Below are 15,008 nucleotides of genomic sequence, written 5' to 3' on the forward strand. Positions count from 1 at the left end.
GCCATCCCTCAGGGAGAAGGGCTGGGTTGAGGGAGGCTAACTTAGCTAACGACGGCCGAGCCCGACAAGATGCGACTCACCTCCGTTTCGATAGGCTGGGGCTCATACATTTTCAGGACGTACTCAGCCACCATGCGGTCGGTGTTGAAGACCGGGTTGAGGGTGCGGATTGCTTCTTTCATGCGAGCAATCCAGCGGCGCGGGATCCCTTTTTCATCCCGGTCGTAGAACATAGGGATAATCTCGTATTCCAACACATCGTAGAGGGAGCTGGCGTCCAGATCGTCTTGGGCGGCTGGATCCAGACCTTCGATTTCTTGGCCGATGGCCCAGCCATTGCGACCGTTGTAGCCTTCGGGCCACCAGCCGTCCAAAACGGAGAGGTTGAGCCCCCCGTTGAAGCCCACTTTTTGGCCGGAGGTGCCGGAGGCCTCCAGAGGACGCCGCGGGTTGTTCAGCCAAAGATCCACCCCTTGGACCAAATTGCGGCTGACGTAGGCATCGTAATTCTCAATAAAGGCGACCCGGTGAGCCACCTCAGGCCGATTCGACCATTCCACCACCCGTTGGATCAGGCGCTTGCCTTCTTCATCTCGCGGGTGAGCCTTGCCGGCAAAGATAATCTGCACAGGGTACTCTTTGTTGGTGAAGATGCGGGTCACTCGCTCGAGATCGCGCAGGATTAGATCTCCTCGCTTGTAGGTGCTGAAGCGGCGGGCAAACCCAATCGTCAGGATCTTGGGATCCAACAACTGGTTGACGGCCTGGAGACGTTCGTTGCTTTCGCCGCGGTTGCGCCGCGCCCGCAACACCCGGTGGCGGGTAAAAGACACCAACCGCTCCCGCAGGGCTTCCTTGCGCCGCCACAGCTCCTCATCGGGAATTTCTTCCACCTTGGCCCACAGCTCCGGATCCGACACCCGCTCCGGCCAGTCGGGACCCAGGTATTGGTCGTAGAGGTTCCAGAAGAGGGGGGCAACCCAGGTGCGGGCGTGAACCCCGTTGGTAATGGAGCCGATGGGCACCTCCTCCACCGACCGCTCTGGGTAGAGCACATGCCACATTTGGCGAGAGACGCGCCCATGTAACTTGCTCACCCCGTTGGCTGCACGTGCGTAGCGCAAAGCCAGCACCGTCATATTGAAGCGCTCCCAGGGATCCCCGCCGCGCCGCGCCCCCAGAGCCAAAAATTGCTCCCGCGTCAAGCCCAGTTGCGGCCAGAAAGAGGCAAAGAACGCATCCATCTCGTTGGGGCTGAAAGCATCGTGCCCAGCCGGCACCGGCGTGTGAGTGGTGAAGACACACTTTTCCCGCACCTTGGCCTCTGCCGCCTCAAAGGGCGTACCCCGTGCCACCTCCTCCCGCAGCAGCTCCAAAGTCAAGAAGGCAGCATGCCCCTCGTTCATGTGATAGACCATGGGATCCAGGCCCAACTGGCGCAGCAGGCGCACCCCCCCAATGCCGAGGACGCACTCCTGGGCAATGCGCGTATCGGTGCTGCCGCCGTAGAGATGGGCGGTGATCCAGCGGTCAATAGGATCGTTCTCCGGCAGGTTAGTGTCTAAGAGGAAAAGGGGAACCCGGCCCACATCGACCCGCCAGGCGCGCACCTTGACCAACCGCTGCCGCATTGACAGCTCCACCAGCAGGGGGCTGCCATCTGGCCGCCGCACTAGCGTTAGGGGCAGGGAGTCAACCTCACAGTCTTCGTAGAGCTCCCCTTGCCAGCCACTGATGTCGAGGCGCTGTTGGAAATAGCCTTGACGGTAGAGCAACCCCACGCCCACCAGCGGCACCCCCAGATCGGAGGCGGATTTGAGGTGATCGGCAGCCAGCATGCCCAGGCCCCCGGAGTAGATGGGCAAAGACTCGTGCAGGCCGTACTCAGCGCAGAAATAGGCAATAGGACGCTGCCAGTCGTAGGTCTTCATGGTGCGCTTGGCCCAGGTATCCTCAGCCGCCATGTACTGCCGATAGGCCTGCACCATGCGATTGAGGGTGTTGAGGTAGTTGACGTCAGTAGCCAAGGCCGCCAAGCGCAAGTAAGAAACCTCCTCCAGCATGCGCACCGGGTTGTGAGAGGTTTTTTCCCACAGGGCGGGATCCATTTCCCGGAAAATGGTGAGGTGATCGGGGTTCCACGTCCACCAATAGTTACGGGCGATCTCGCACAGGGGCGTGAGCGCCTCCGGCAGCACCGGGCAACGTTCGGGAAAAGCGGGGGCTAAAGTGGCAAGGGACATAGGACAGATACCTGGGGTTGAAGCTATAGGCCGGAAAAAGAAGCGGCAGAGGTTAATCGTGCCTGGTAAACGTTTCTAATTTTTTATTATTGAGCCAACTTTGAGAATTCTGGCAGGAGGATTCAGGATCTCTACAAAATCTGCAGCAGCTCCAAGCCAGATTTCCTCAGTCTTTTCCCAGATCTTGCAACAACAATGGCCACCGGCAGTTCGGTTTTCAATCTCAGAGAAGGCTGCTGATCGATCTGCGGCCTGTCTGAAGAGACGGTGCTGCATCGGAGTTAACAGAGTTTCCAGAATTGCCACTGACTCCTGATCCCGGCAGGGCAATCTAAACTGCCACAAGCTCGGCAAAGCTTTAGCTGCCTTCGCTACCAAATGGCCTTTTTCGATAGGAGCTCCGACTGAGCCTAGCGTCCCTCCACCACGGCCAAGCTGGTGTTGCGGTAGTAGTGGCTGAGGATCTGTTGGTAGGAATAGTTTTGGCTGGCCAGGGCGGCAGCTCCCCATTGGCTCATGCCCACCCCGTGCCCGTAGCCGCGCCCTTGGATTTGGAAGAAAGCGGGAAAGTTTGCCCCAGCAGGGGTCAGGCTGGCGGTGGTGGCCGCCTCCCCTCGTGGGCTGATGGCGATCATCGTGCTGCGCAACCCCAGAGCCCGCCGGAATTCGCTGCCGCTGACGTCTTTGCTGCCTTGGGATCCCACTAGGCGCAGGGTGATGGCCCGTCCCCAGGGAGAGCTGCGCAGGATCTCAATGGAGCGGATGGCCCCGATCCCGCCGGCCAACTGCTGGAGCTGTTGGGCAGGAATGGTAGCCGTCCAGCTAAACACCGGCGAGTGGTGATCGAAATCGGGCACCCCCTGCAAGTAGGGCCGCGACTCCAGCCAAACATTGCCGGCATCGTCTGTGTGGCCGCCGCCGGAGGAGTGGAAAACGGCGTTGATCAACTGCCCCTGGTGGACGAGAACCTGGCCGGCAGTCTCGCGGGCTGCTGCCTGGGTGCGGTTGGATTCGGCAGCCACCCCTTTGTAAACCTGCCAATCAATCCCACTCCCCAAGTCAAAAGGCTGCTGGGAGCGACGACTGCGATGGTAGAGGGCATAGGTGCGGGAGGCCACGGCTTGGGCTTTGAGGGCCTCCATCGGGAAGCGGTGCCCCATCTCGCTGCCCACCACGCTGGAAACGTAGTCCTCCAAACCAACTTGATTGATGGCGATCACTCCACTTTCGCCGGGGATCAGCTCCACCCAGCCGCGGTACCAGTTCTGGTCGATGAACACCAACCCATCGGGGGTGGTGGGCTGTAGGTAAAGGCGTTCTCCCTGCTGGCCGGCCAAACTGACCGCCGAGCCTATCCGGCTGGCCTGCAGCGGCTGCATGGCCGGAACTTCGGCCAGCGGTTGTCCCTGGGCATCCAGCAGGCGGGCCGGGGCAGAGCTGCCAAGCCTGACCTGCGGCTTGTTGACGGCAATCCCCACCCGCAGCAGCACCCGCGCCTGCACCGGAAAGGCCAAGCAGAGCCAAGCCCAAACCAGAAGGCCGATCCCCCTAAGCCAAGCCGAGGGCAGCGGGGACACAACCGGAGAAGAAAAGAGAGCTACACTCACACGTCACTCCTCTGGGAAAGACCACCCAAGAGCAACGGATCCCTGTCCGCCGATAAACCACTTCGGAGGAGGGATCCAGAAGGAAACTGCGATCCTGCGGTGAGGATTGCCCAACCAACCCCTCAAGCGACCGACCAACCAAAGCGCTCCCGCCTTCAAAGAGCTTTGCCTTCGAGGCCGCGGCCGGATCCCAGCCAGCTGCTCGCGCTGGCGGGCCGGGGGCCTTCCGATATGACAGTATCAAAAACCGCTTGCCGATGCACGACCTCAACCCGGCCTTTTTGTCGCCCAAGTTCCCCGTCAGGTTGCCAGAGGGATCCCCCGCCGGCGGCTAAACCACTGCTGCAACAGGCGACGACACTCGGCCTCGCAAACTCCGCCGATGACCTCTGGGCAATGGAAGCTGGCGGCAGAAGCGGGCAGGTTGAGCACGCTGCGCAGCGCGCCGGCCTTGGGATCGTCGGCGCCGTAGATCACCTGGGCCAGCCGCGATTGGCTGATCGCCCCCGCGCACATGGGGCAGGGCTCCAGGGTCACGTACAGCCGACAGCCCTGCAACTGCCAGTCGCCCAGGCGCTGCCCCGCCTGCCGTAGGGCCAAAATCTCCGCGTGGGCCGTAGGATCCCGATCCCGTTCCCGCCGGTTGCTGCTTAGGGCCAACAGCTCTTCCCCCGGCCCCACCACCAGAGCCGCCACCGGCACCTCGCCCGCTTCTCCCGCCCGCTCGGCTTCTTGCAGGGCCAACTGCATCCAGGCGCGGTGGCGTTGCCATGGATCCCGCTCCGGCGGTGCTGAGGAAGGGAGGTGAGCTAGATTCCCGGTCATCGCTAGGCTCTTGAGCCCTGTCTTTGCCCGCAAGATTTGCTAAGTTAAGCACATATCCCCTAAACAGCTAAAAGAAGAATAGGCCAAAGTAAACCGGGTCTGCTTGCGCAGGTGGGTAGCGCCGGTCTGCCTGAGCTTCCTCAGTGCAGTGTTTTTGGGGCAATACGGCTGAGCTCTGGGAGGGATCATGACACGGCTTCTACGGCAAACATTTCTGGCGATGGCTTTGTTTGGCGGAGGCATTGCCTATGGGGTCTGGTTGTCCTCGCCAAGGGGGCAAGCATGGCTGCAGCAAACTCCCCTTGCCACTTGGTCGCAGCGGGCTGGAGAGGGGGTGGGATCCCTTCTGCCTTGGTCTGAGTCCCCTCCTGAGTCTGCCTCTCCTGCCGATGCCGTGCGGCCTTCCAATTTCATTGCCGCCGTTGCCCAAAAGGTGGGACCGGCGGTGGTGCGCATCGACGCCACCCGCACCGTGGCCAGCCCTATTGATCCGGAGCTGTTCAACCAGCCCCTGTTCCGCCGCTTCTTTGGGGGCCAAATCCCCCAACTGCCGCAAGAGTTTCAGCAGGAGGGCACCGGATCCGGATTCATCATCGATCCCAATGGCCTCATTCTCACCAATGCCCACGTGGTGGAAGGCAGCGAGCGGGTGAGGGTGCATCTGCTGGATGGGCGCACCTTCGAAGGCAAAGTCAAAGGCTCAGACCCGGTAACCGACATCGCCGTGATCCAGATCGAGGGCGAAAATCTGCCCACGGTTACCTTGGGCAACTCCGACCAGGTGCGGCCAGGAGATTGGGCCATCGCCATCGGCAACCCGCTGGGCCTGGACAACACGGTAACGGCGGGGATCATCAGCGCCGTCGGGCGTTCCTCCGGGCAGATTGGGGCCACCAACAAGCGGGTGACGTTCCTGCAAACGGATGCGGCCATCAATCCCGGCAACTCGGGCGGCCCGCTGCTGGACGCAGAAGGTCGCGTCATTGGGGTGAATACGGCCATTTTCCAGCGAGCCCAGAGCGTCGGCTTTTCCATCCCCATCAACCGCGCCATGGAAATTGCCGAGCAACTGATCCGCAATGGCCGGGTGGAGCATGCCTTCTTGGGCATCCGCATGATTACCCTCAACCCCGATTTGGTGGAGCGCCTCAACCGGGACCCGGGCCGATCCACCACGCTGACAGTGCAAGAGGGGGTGTTGATCGGGCAGGTAATTCCGGGATCGCCGGCTGAGCAAGCTGGCCTGCGGGAAGGGGACGTCATTGTTGAGATTGACGGCCAACCTATTCGCGATGCCGAGCAGGTGCAGCAGTTGGTGGATGCCGCCGGTGTGGGCAAGACGCTGACGCTGCGGGTCATCCGCGACGGCCAGGCGCGCACCTTCCAGGTGAAGACGGGGGTGCTGCCGGTGGGCTCTTGAGCAGGCAGGCTGGGATCCCGATCCCTACCTTATTCTCAGCAAGCTCCCCTCCAAAAACTTGGAGTCGTTTTAAACTAGGTGAAAACACTCTGCCGCCATCCAAGCGCTCCGCGCCGCTGGCGCGTTTGCGACAGCCCTGCCTACCAATAACGACGTAGAGAAACGTTTCGTTGCTATTTGAAATGACCACAATCCCTGGGGCGATAGAGCCACCGCTGTGCCCGACAGGGGGTCTGCCCGGCAACGAGTAGTTTTACGTGCCGTCCGTTGTTGATCCCCGTGACAGAATAGCCCTAGAGGCGGGGAGCGAGATCGCGTATGGCTTGGGCAGTTGGCGAAGAATTGCAGGGGGGGCGCTACCGCATCGAGGCCGTTTTGGGGGAAGGGGGCTTCGGCATTACCTACCGCGCCTGGGACAGCGTCCGTGCTGAGGATGTGGTTATCAAGGTCTTAAAGGACAGCATCCGCGAGGATCCCGACTATCCTCGCTTCCAGCAAAACTTCATGAACGAGGCGCTGCAACTGGCCCGCTGCCGCCACCCCCACGTGGTGAAGGTGGAAGAGGTGATCTGGGAGCAGGAGCGTTGGTGCATTGTGATGGAGTACATCCGTGGCCAGACGCTGCACCAGCTTTTGCGGCAAAAGGGGCCGCTGCCCCTGCCGGAGGCCCTGCGCCTGACGCGAGAGGTGGGATCCGCCCTCATGGCCCTGCACGAACAGGGGATCCTGCACCGCGATGTGAAGCCGGCCAACATCCTGGTGCGGGAGGGATCCGGGCAAGCGGTGTTGATCGACTTTGGCCTGGCGCGGGCCTACGCCCAAGGTTTGATCCAGCGCCATACCTCCTACGGCACCGATGGCTACGCCCCCCTGGAGCAGTACGACAGCCTGCGCCGCCGCGGCGCCTTCACCGATGTCTATGCCTTGGCCGCCACCCTCTACACCCTGCTGACGGGGATAGTGCCCTTGTGCGCGCCGGTGCGGGCCACAGGCCGGCAGTTGGATCCCCCCCGCAGCCTTAACCCCAGCATTCCTGAAGAGGTGGAGGCCGCCATCCTCAAAGGGATGGCTCTCCACCCCGAAGAGCGCCCACAAACCATGGCCGAGTGGCTGGCCCTGCTGCCGGGAGCGGCCTCTCAAGAAGAGAAGAAGCCGCTGACCTTTGAGCCCGCCATCCGCACTCAAGATCTGCGGCAACTGGAGCGGCTTCTGGCCCCGCAACCCCAAGATGAGCTGGAACAGCTCCTGGCCCAGCACTCGGCAGAAGAGCTGGAGCAAATGGTGGCGCCCCCTACCCCTGCCACGACAAAGAAAAAAGAGGGGGCATCCGGATCCCTGGTTTCTCCCGAAGTTTGTCTAGAGGGACAGGGATCCCTGCCCGCTACTCTCCCCTGGCCAGACTGGGTGGGAGAAGCGGCTCCTGCCCTACAAGGGCTGTGGGATCGGCTGCGGGCTGGCCAGTGGGGGGAAGCCGATCGCTGGACGACGGCTCTAATGTTAAAGCTGGGCGGGCGATCCCAGGTGGGCTTTTTCGATCCCAAGGATGTTGAAGCTTTCCCCTGCCCGATGCTGCGGCTAATCGACCAACTTTGGACGCAGGCCAGCCATGGACGCTTTGGCTTTACCGTCCAGAAGCAGCTCTGGCAGGAGTGTGACTCGGAGAAAAGGGGAGGGCTCAGCTCGAGATCCTTCTCGGCCTTGCCCCGCGAAGAGTGTATGGGAGAGAAAGTGGGCTGGCAGATCCAGGGCCGCTGGCTGGAGTACGGGGGGCTCAAAACCAACTTGGAAGCGCCCAAGGGCCATCTGCCGGTGGGCTTTTTCTGGGGATACTCGGGGGGGTTACGCGCAGCCCTGCTGATGCTGGATCGGGCGGTATTGAAAAAGTTCAAAGCCTGCCTGTAAAAAACTTCCCCCTCCTGGGGATACAAAGCCAGAACGGCGAAAAAAGGGAGAGTGGACGCCTATCCCCTCAAGAAATCGAGGAGGATTGCCGGGCACTCTTCTCCAAAAGGGAGGTTGCCTGAGGGCTTTCGCGAACGGCCAGTCCCAAGTGAATCAGCGCTGTCTCAACAGTATTGACCTGCTCTGCCAAAGCTTTCCACCCTCTTGCTTTTATGCCGTAGCGCTTGCTAAAGTAAGCTCGAGCGGCTGCAAAGGAAGCAAAAGCTTTTTTTAGGGTCGCTGCTGTCCAGGGCTTGGCATTCAGCCGTAGCCAATTCCTTTGACCTTGCTGCTGTCGCTCGGCAACAAGCTGTCCTGTCAACTCAAGGAGCTCAATATAGTTGCGACGCGAGGCCGCGATTGCCGTTTCAAGGCTCTCGATGAGACCCATGGTTATCCTCCAAATTCGCTTGATAAATATCCTGCTCGTTCTTCTGAAGCAACTTTCTAGAACCCGTAGAAGGCAGGTTAGCCTTAAAAATAGCCATGATCCTGTTCAGGTAACTTTGCAGTGAGCTCCTAATCTCTGGAATGGGAATGTAGTTTACCGCGTTCTGAAGCTGGTCAAAGATATGTTTAAGTTCCTTCAGAGCTAAAATGGCACGGCTGACGATCTCCTGGACTTGCAGCTGCTCTTCTGCAAGCTCTCTTATTCTATTGGCCAGCTTCTGATTTTCGTGTTCTTTCTCGACGAGCAAATCTAAAGCTACTTCCTCGCTCTCTTCTATTCTACGCTTAAGTTTTAGGTTTTGCTCTTCCAGAAATTCAATCTGCTCGATTAATAAACCTAACTCGCGCAAAGAACTAAATTCAATACCTCTGCCCACGAGAAAGTTAACAATTTGGTCGCTGCACTCTTGTCTTTGAAGCTGTAGTTCTGTGAGTTTAGGCTCTGCCAATTCCTTTAAGACTCTATGAGCTATTCCTACCCCCAGGAAATCGCCGTCGCCATGTCCAGGAATACTAACCCTCAAATGCCCGCGAACAGCTTGCGTGGGATGTCTGGCACGACGACGGACAATCTCCCAGCCCCACTTTCTTGCCTGAGACAAAATGTCTCGTTTCCGCCAATTTCTTGAAGACTGAATAGTGGTTTGAATCTCTCTCTGCTCCTCTATAACTTCTTCCCGCCTCTTAAGGAGATAGCCAAGCTCGTCTTCTCTGAGACAATCCATAGAACAGAACCTTAAGTGAAACTTCCTTACCTAGTCTACTCGGTTTTCACGGAGACCTGGGCTGATTGTACGGCAAAACCTCACCTCTCAGAAGCTATTGACGTTAAGAAATACTTAGTAGTTTTTCTAACAAGGTTTCTAAGTAACAACACAGCGGCAGAGCGAGCCAGCTCTGTAAAAAAACTCCCCTCTCCCCTTGGGAGAGGGGCTGGGGGTGAGAGGGTGGAGAGCCTTAGTAGCGATGCACCAGCTTATTGATGGGCTTGAAGATGTCGGCCTCAAACCTCTTGCCCTTGAGCATGCGGTTCCAGTACAGCCAGGGCAACAGGTGCACCTTGGCCAAGTACATGGAGTAGCGCTCCCGCGTTGGATCCAGGGGGAAAGAGGGAGCTAGCTTCCCGTCGTAGGCAAACTCTGCCATGATCAGGGAGTTGTAGCCGGTGATCAGGGGGCAGCAGGTGTAGCCGTCGTAGCGGGCCGGCAGCGGCTTGGACTGCATGGCCGCCAAGAGGTTTTCCGCCAGCACCGGCGCCTGCTTGCGGGCCGCGGCTGCCGTCTTGGAAGTTGGCAGGGAAGAGGCATCCCCCAAAGCAAACACGTTGGGGTAGCGGGGATGCTGCAGCGTCCATTTGTCCACCTCCACCCAGCCGCCGGGCCCTGCCAGAGGGCTGCGCTTGACAAAGTCCGGGGCGCTCATGGGCGGAGCCACGTGGATCATGTCGTAGTGCAGGCTCACCTCCTCTTTGCCGCCGTCGGTGGTGACTTCAAAGATGGCCTCCCGGGTCTCGGGCCGGATGGCCTTGAGGTTGTGCCTGAACTTCACCTGGATCCCGCGGCGCTCCACCACCTTCTCCAGGGCGGCGCTGTATTCGGGCACCGCGAAGAGGGTAGGGGTGGCGGTGCAGAAGATAACTTTGGTGTTGACGCCAACGCCGCTTTTGCTCTTGAAAACGTCGTCGGCCATGTACATGATTTTTTGGGGCGCGCCGCCGCACTTGATGGGAGTGGCAGGGTAGGTGAAGATGGCCGTGCCCCCCTGGAAGTTGCGGATGGTCTCCCAGGTGTAGGGGGCGTAGTCTTTGGAGTAGTTGCTGGTCACGCCGCCCTTGCCCAGCGCCTCCGGCAAGCCCTCGATCAGGTGCCAGTCAATTTGGATGCCGGGGGCCATGATGAGGTAGTCGTATTCGATAACTTGGCCATCCTCGGTGATGACGCGGTTGTGATCCGGATCCAGCTCGGTTACTCGCGCCTGGATCCACTTGGCTCCCCTGGGGATCACGGTTTTTTCATCGCGCACAAACTTGGCCAGCGGCGCAATACCCCCACCCACCAACGTCCAGCCGGGCTGGTAGTAATGCTTGTCGGATGGCTCGATGATGGCAATGTCGAGGTTGCGCTGGCGCTCCAGCAACTGGGCTGCTGCGCTGATGCCGGCTGCCCCTCCCCCGACGACGACAATCTGATGGCGGAGAACCGCCGCGGACCCCTTCGATCCGATCCCTTGCACCTCAGAGCGCGCGCCGTTTTGCGGCACTGCTGCTGACTGCGCCTGGAATTCCCTTGGCTTTGTAGTCGGTACCACGATAACTCCCTCTAAAACTCAAAACGGAAACAAAAAAAAAAGAGACCGATAGACCCGTCGGCCATATTAAAAACAGCAAGAGAGCCAACCAACCCATCCAAGAGCCCGGACAGGTCAGCTAGCATGGGAGGCCGAAGCACTTCGGCTCCCCACAAGCTCTAGCTAATCATACTACCTAATAAGAATATATTCATCCTTTCTATCTATCTATCTGTCGAGAATTTTCAGCAAATCTTAGCCGCCTCCTTAAACGTTGTTGACGCTTGCCTTAGCAAGAGCTGCTCGGGGAGCGTTTTACTGGGAAGGGCAGGCGGCATCCGCTAGGCTGTCAGATGGAGGAAGGTCGGCAGCTCGTCCTGCCGTTGTGTTGTTGTAACTCAAGATTCCGAACATGGCCAAACCTTCATCCCCTGAGCTGCTCCCGGCCCTTGCCTGGCATGCCCTGCCGGAGGAGCAAGCCATCCAGCAGCTCCTCGGAGAGGAGCTCTCTTTGCCGACGCTGTTGGAAAAAGGCCTCTCCCAGGCGGAAGTGGAGCGGCGGCAGAAGCAGTATGGCCCCAATGAGCTGAAGGCCAAGGCAGCTACCCCCGCATGGGTCAAGTTTCTGCAGCAGTTTAACCAGTCGCTGCTCTACATCCTGATGGTGGCCGGGGCGATCAAGGCGTTCCTAGGCTCCTGGCGCAACGCCATCGTAATCTGGGCGGTGGTGGTGATCAACGCTCTCATCAGCTACATCCAAGAGTCCAAGGCGGAGGAGGCGATTGCCGCCCTGGCCAAGTCGGTGGTGACGGAAGTAACGGTGATGCGGGAGGGGCAGAAAGTGCGGGTGCCCTCGCGGAAGCTGGTGCCGGGGGATGTGGTGCTCTTGAGCTCGGGAGACAGGGTGCCTGCCGACCTGCGCCTGGTAAGCGTGCGCAACTTGCAGGTGGACGAATCGGCCCTCACGGGAGAGTCGGTGCCGGTGGAAAAACGGCTGGGATCCCTCCCCGAAGACACGCCGTTGGCCGACCGCCAGAACATGGCCTATGCCGGCAGCTTCGTCACCTTTGGCCAAGGGGCGGGGGTGGTGGTGGCCATCGGCAACCAGACCCAAACAGGCCGCATCTCCAAGCTGATCGAGGAAGGGGGATCCCTGCAAACTCCGCTGACGCGCAAGTTTGAGGCGTTCAGCCTGACCTTGCTGAAAATTATCCTCACCTTGGCGGCGCTCACCTTTTTGGTGGGCCTGGTGCAGGGCCAAGCGGCAGTGAGTGTCTTTGAAGCGGCAGTGGCGCTGGCGGTGAGCGCTATCCCCGAAGGCTTGCCGGCGGTAGTTACCGTAACCCTGGCCATTGGGGTCTCCCGCATGGCCCGACGCCACGCCATCATCCGCAAGTTGCCGGCGGTAGAAACCCTGGGCAGCGCCACGGTGATTTGCTCGGACAAAACCGGCACCCTCACGGAAAACCAGATGACGGTGCAGGCCATCTACGCCGGATCCCGGCTCTACCGGGTTAGCGGCAGCGGCTACAGCCCCCAGGGCCAGATCCTACCTCAGGAAGACGATTCCCCCGTCGAAATCCGCCAATCGCCTGCCCTAGAGGCTTGCCTGGTGGCCGGCTGCCTCTGCAACGACACCCGCCTCCAAGCCAAGGACAACGGCCAGTGGGAAGTGGTAGGGGATCCGACTGAGGCGGCTCTGCTCGTGGCGGCGCAGAAGGGGGGTCTGGATCGAGAAGATCTGCAGCGCCGCCGCCCTCGCCTGGACAGCATCCCCTTTGAATCCGAGTTTCAGTACATGGCCACCCTGCACCGGTTGGGGCCGGAGGAGCACTGCATCTACGTCAAGGGATCTGTAGAAGCTCTCTTGCCCCGCTGCGGCAGCCAGATGGGATCCCAGGGGGAGATCCAGCCCTTGGAAGCGGAGCGGATTCGGCAGCAGGTGGAGGCCTTGGCGCGGCAGGGGCTGCGGGTTCTGGCCTTTGCCCAAAAAACCGTCCCCAGCAGCCAAACGCAAGTGGATCACCCAGATTTGCAAGAGGGTTTGATCTTCCTCGGTTTGCAGGGAATGATCGACCCGCCGCGCCCAGAGGCCATTGCCGCCGTGCGCTCCTGCCAAACCGCCGGGATCCAAGTCAAGATGATTACCGGCGACCATGTGCTCACGGCCCAAGCCATTGCCGAGCAGATGGGCCTGGGCGGCGGCAAACCGGTAAAAGCCTACAGCGGCCGGGATCTGGAGCAGCTCGGCCCAGAGGAGTTTGTTACCGCCGCCAACGAGGGATCCGTCTTTGCGCGGGTGGTGCCGGAGCAAAAGCTGCGCCTGGTGAAGGCCTTGCAGTCGCAGGGTCAGGTCGTGGCCATGACCGGCGATGGGGTCAACGACGCCCCGGCCTTGAAGCAGGCAGATGTGGGCATTGCCATGGGGAGGGGCGGCACGGAAGTGGCCAAAGCCGCCGCCGACATGATCTTGACCGATGACAACTTTGCCTCCATCGAGGCCGCCGTCGAAGAGGGGCGCACCGTTTACAACAACCTGCTCAAGGCCATCGCCTTCATCCTGCCGGTGAACGCAGGGGAGTCAATGACCCTTCTCCTCAGCGTCCTCCTCAACCGCGAGCTGCCCATTTTGGCCATCCAGGTGTTGTGGCTCAACATGATCAACTCCATCACCATGACAGTGCCCCTCTCCTTTGAGCCCAGCACGGGGCGGGAGATGACCCAACCACCGCGGGATCCCGACGCCAATTTGCTTTCTCCCCGGCTGCTGCAACGCATTCTGCTGGTTTCAGCCTTTAACTGGCTCTTGATCTTCGGGGTTTTTGAATACATCGAACAAACCACCGGCAACCTCAACCTGGCCCGCAGCATGGCCATTCAGACGCTGGTGATTGGGCGCATCTTCTACTTGCTCAGCCTCAGCCAGGCTATTCCTACCCTGTTGGGCCGCGGGCGCGCCAGCCAGTTGGAACGCCACGAACGCCTAATGGATGTGGCGGCTATCACCATCGGCATTGGAGCGGCCATCCTGCTGCAGATCCTCTTCAGCCAATGGAGCCTGTTCAACGCTCTCTTCGACACGGCACCGCTAGCTTGGGAGCAGTGGGGCTTCTGCCTGGTGGTGAGCCTGCCAATGATTGGGGTGGCAGCGCTGGCCAACCGGGTGGATCCGGAAGGCGCTTCGCTGGCCCGCTTACCCAGGAAAACCTAAATCTTGGGGGAAGCCAGAGCGGCGGCAAGGGCTTGCCTCCTAGATGGCTACGCTCAGCGGTTGACCTGAGGGATGAGCAGTTGCCGCAGGGCTTCTTTGAGGTGGGGATATTGGAAGGGGAAACCTAGCTGCAGCGCGGCCTGAGGGATCACTTTCTGCCCTGTTAGAACCACCTGAGCTGCTTCGCCCAGCAGCAGTTCTAGGGCTGGGGCTGGTACCGGCAGCCACGAGGGGCGGGCCAAAACTTGTCCCAAAGTGCGGCAGAACTCTTCCATCTGCACCGGGTTGGGGGCAGTGGCGTTGAAGACGCCGGATCCCTGCTGCAGCAGGAAGCAGACTAGACTCACCCAGTCGTCGCGGTGGATCCAGGAGACCCACTGCTTGCCAGAGCCAATGGGGCCGCCGAGGAAGAACTGAAAGGGGGCAAGCATTTGACCCAGGGCTCCTCCATCGGGCCCTAGGACAATCCCCGTGCGCAGGATGGCCAAGCGGATCCCCAGCTCCTCAGCCGGGCGGGCAGCTGCTTCCCACGCCTGACAGACTTCTGCCAAAAAGCCCTGGCCAGGGGGATCTGCCTCTGTCAGGGGCTCCCCTTCCGGGCGAGGCCCGTAGTAGCCCACCGCCGAGCTGCTGATCATCACCTGGGGCTTCTGGCCAAGGGAGGCGAGGGCTTGGACAAGGGCCTGGGTGGTCTCCACGCGGCTGCGGCGGATCTCTCTTTTCTTGGCTTCCGTCCAGCGGGAAGAGGCCAGGGGCTCTCCGGCCAAGTTGACAATGGCCTCGTAGCCTTCCAGAGCTGAGGCCCAGGCTTGCGGTTGGTAGGGATCGTACTCCAGCAGCTTGAGGTTGGGGGATGCTCCCAGAACGCGGCGGGCCTGCTCAGGGCGGCGGCTCAAAACCAACACCTCATCTCCTCGCTCCAGCAGGCGGGCCACCAAGCGGCGCCCGATAAAACCACTCCCACCCGTGATGGCAATGCGCATAGGCGGATCCCGATAAGCACCCTACAAGCCCCTGGGCTCTCT

Annotated in this window: 10 protein-coding genes; 3 read left to right on the forward strand and 7 right to left on the reverse strand. The window is 60.4% G+C overall.

All coding sequences use genetic code 11. The features are described 5' to 3' along the window. Nucleotides 1-41: 41 nt before the first annotated feature. From glgP to NW848_RS00430, 3 genes are all read right to left on the reverse strand, one after another. On the reverse strand, nucleotides 42-2,243 hold the full coding sequence (glgP, locus tag NW848_RS00420; RefSeq protein ID WP_414510344.1) for an alpha-glucan family phosphorylase: 2,202 nt from the start codon (nucleotides 2,241-2,243) through the stop codon (nucleotides 42-44). A 410-nt stretch (nucleotides 2,244-2,653) separates the two neighbouring features. Next, the gene (locus NW848_RS00425; RefSeq protein ID WP_041438653.1) at nucleotides 2,654-3,850 is read right to left on the reverse strand and encodes a SpoIID/LytB domain-containing protein; all 1,197 of its coding nucleotides are present in this window, start codon (nucleotides 3,848-3,850) and stop codon (nucleotides 2,654-2,656) included. A gap of 300 nt (nucleotides 3,851-4,150) precedes the next feature. Continuing rightward, nucleotides 4,151-4,675, reverse strand: coding sequence for a nucleoside deaminase (locus tag NW848_RS00430; protein ID WP_011431528.1), 525 nt, complete (start codon nucleotides 4,673-4,675; stop codon nucleotides 4,151-4,153). A 187-nt stretch (nucleotides 4,676-4,862) separates the two neighbouring features. Here NW848_RS00430 and NW848_RS00435 point away from each other — a divergent pair, with 187 nt between their 5' ends. Beyond that, on the forward strand, nucleotides 4,863-6,095 hold the full coding sequence (locus NW848_RS00435; RefSeq protein ID WP_099812713.1) for an HhoA/HhoB/HtrA family serine endopeptidase: 1,233 nt from the start codon (nucleotides 4,863-4,865) through the stop codon (nucleotides 6,093-6,095). A gap of 318 nt (nucleotides 6,096-6,413) precedes the next feature. Continuing rightward, nucleotides 6,414-7,997, forward strand: coding sequence for a serine/threonine-protein kinase (locus NW848_RS00440; RefSeq protein ID WP_414402707.1), 1,584 nt, complete (start codon nucleotides 6,414-6,416; stop codon nucleotides 7,995-7,997). A 67-nt stretch (nucleotides 7,998-8,064) separates the two neighbouring features. On the opposite strand, the gene NW848_RS00445 is transcribed toward NW848_RS00440, so the two are convergent. The 3 genes from NW848_RS00445 to NW848_RS00455 form a co-directional block, all read right to left on the reverse strand. Then, entirely contained in the window at nucleotides 8,065-8,427 is a 363-nt protein-coding gene (locus tag NW848_RS00445; RefSeq protein WP_099812711.1) for a hypothetical protein, read from the reverse strand. Further along, on the reverse strand, nucleotides 8,405-9,211 hold the full coding sequence (locus NW848_RS00450; RefSeq protein ID WP_099812710.1) for a hypothetical protein: 807 nt from the start codon (nucleotides 9,209-9,211) through the stop codon (nucleotides 8,405-8,407). The genes NW848_RS00445 and NW848_RS00450 overlap by 23 nt, the downstream gene beginning before the upstream one ends. A gap of 232 nt (nucleotides 9,212-9,443) precedes the next feature. Further along, nucleotides 9,444-10,718, reverse strand: a complete 1,275-nt coding sequence (locus NW848_RS00455; RefSeq protein WP_011431532.1) for an FAD/NAD(P)-binding oxidoreductase — start codon at nucleotides 10,716-10,718, stop codon at nucleotides 9,444-9,446. A 466-nt stretch (nucleotides 10,719-11,184) separates the two neighbouring features. Here NW848_RS00455 and NW848_RS00460 point away from each other — a divergent pair, with 466 nt between their 5' ends. Further along, on the forward strand, nucleotides 11,185-13,983 hold the full coding sequence (locus NW848_RS00460) for a cation-translocating P-type ATPase (protein ID WP_414508293.1): 2,799 nt from the start codon (nucleotides 11,185-11,187) through the stop codon (nucleotides 13,981-13,983). Nucleotides 13,984-14,036: 53 nt separating this feature from the next. Here NW848_RS00460 and NW848_RS00465 read toward each other — a convergent pair whose 3' ends face one another. Beyond that, entirely contained in the window at nucleotides 14,037-14,966 is a 930-nt protein-coding gene (locus tag NW848_RS00465; RefSeq protein WP_414402850.1) for a TIGR01777 family oxidoreductase, read from the reverse strand. Between the last annotated feature and the right edge of the window lie 42 nt (nucleotides 14,967-15,008).

This window comes from Synechococcus sp. RC10A2 (assembly GCF_047502605.1).

Coding starts and splice junctions, on each gene's coding strand:
- NW848_RS00435 (WP_099812713.1), top strand. CDS start 4,863: ATGACACGGCTTCTACGGCAAACATTTCTGGCGATGGCTTTGTTTGGC.
- NW848_RS00460 (WP_414508293.1), top strand. CDS start 11,185: ATGGCCAAACCTTCATCCCCTGAGCTGCTCCCGGCCCTTGCCTGGCAT.
- NW848_RS00430 (WP_011431528.1), bottom strand. CDS start 4,675: ATGACCGGGAATCTAGCTCACCTCCCTTCCTCAGCACCGCCGGAGCGG.
- NW848_RS00440 (WP_414402707.1), top strand. CDS start 6,414: ATGGCTTGGGCAGTTGGCGAAGAATTGCAGGGGGGGCGCTACCGCATC.
- NW848_RS00465 (WP_414402850.1), bottom strand. CDS start 14,966: ATGCGCATTGCCATCACGGGTGGGAGTGGTTTTATCGGGCGCCGCTTG.
- glgP (WP_414510344.1), bottom strand. CDS start 2,243: ATGTCCCTTGCCACTTTAGCCCCCGCTTTTCCCGAACGTTGCCCGGTG.
- NW848_RS00450 (WP_099812710.1), bottom strand. CDS start 9,211: ATGGATTGTCTCAGAGAAGACGAGCTTGGCTATCTCCTTAAGAGGCGG.
- NW848_RS00445 (WP_099812711.1), bottom strand. CDS start 8,427: ATGGGTCTCATCGAGAGCCTTGAAACGGCAATCGCGGCCTCGCGTCGC.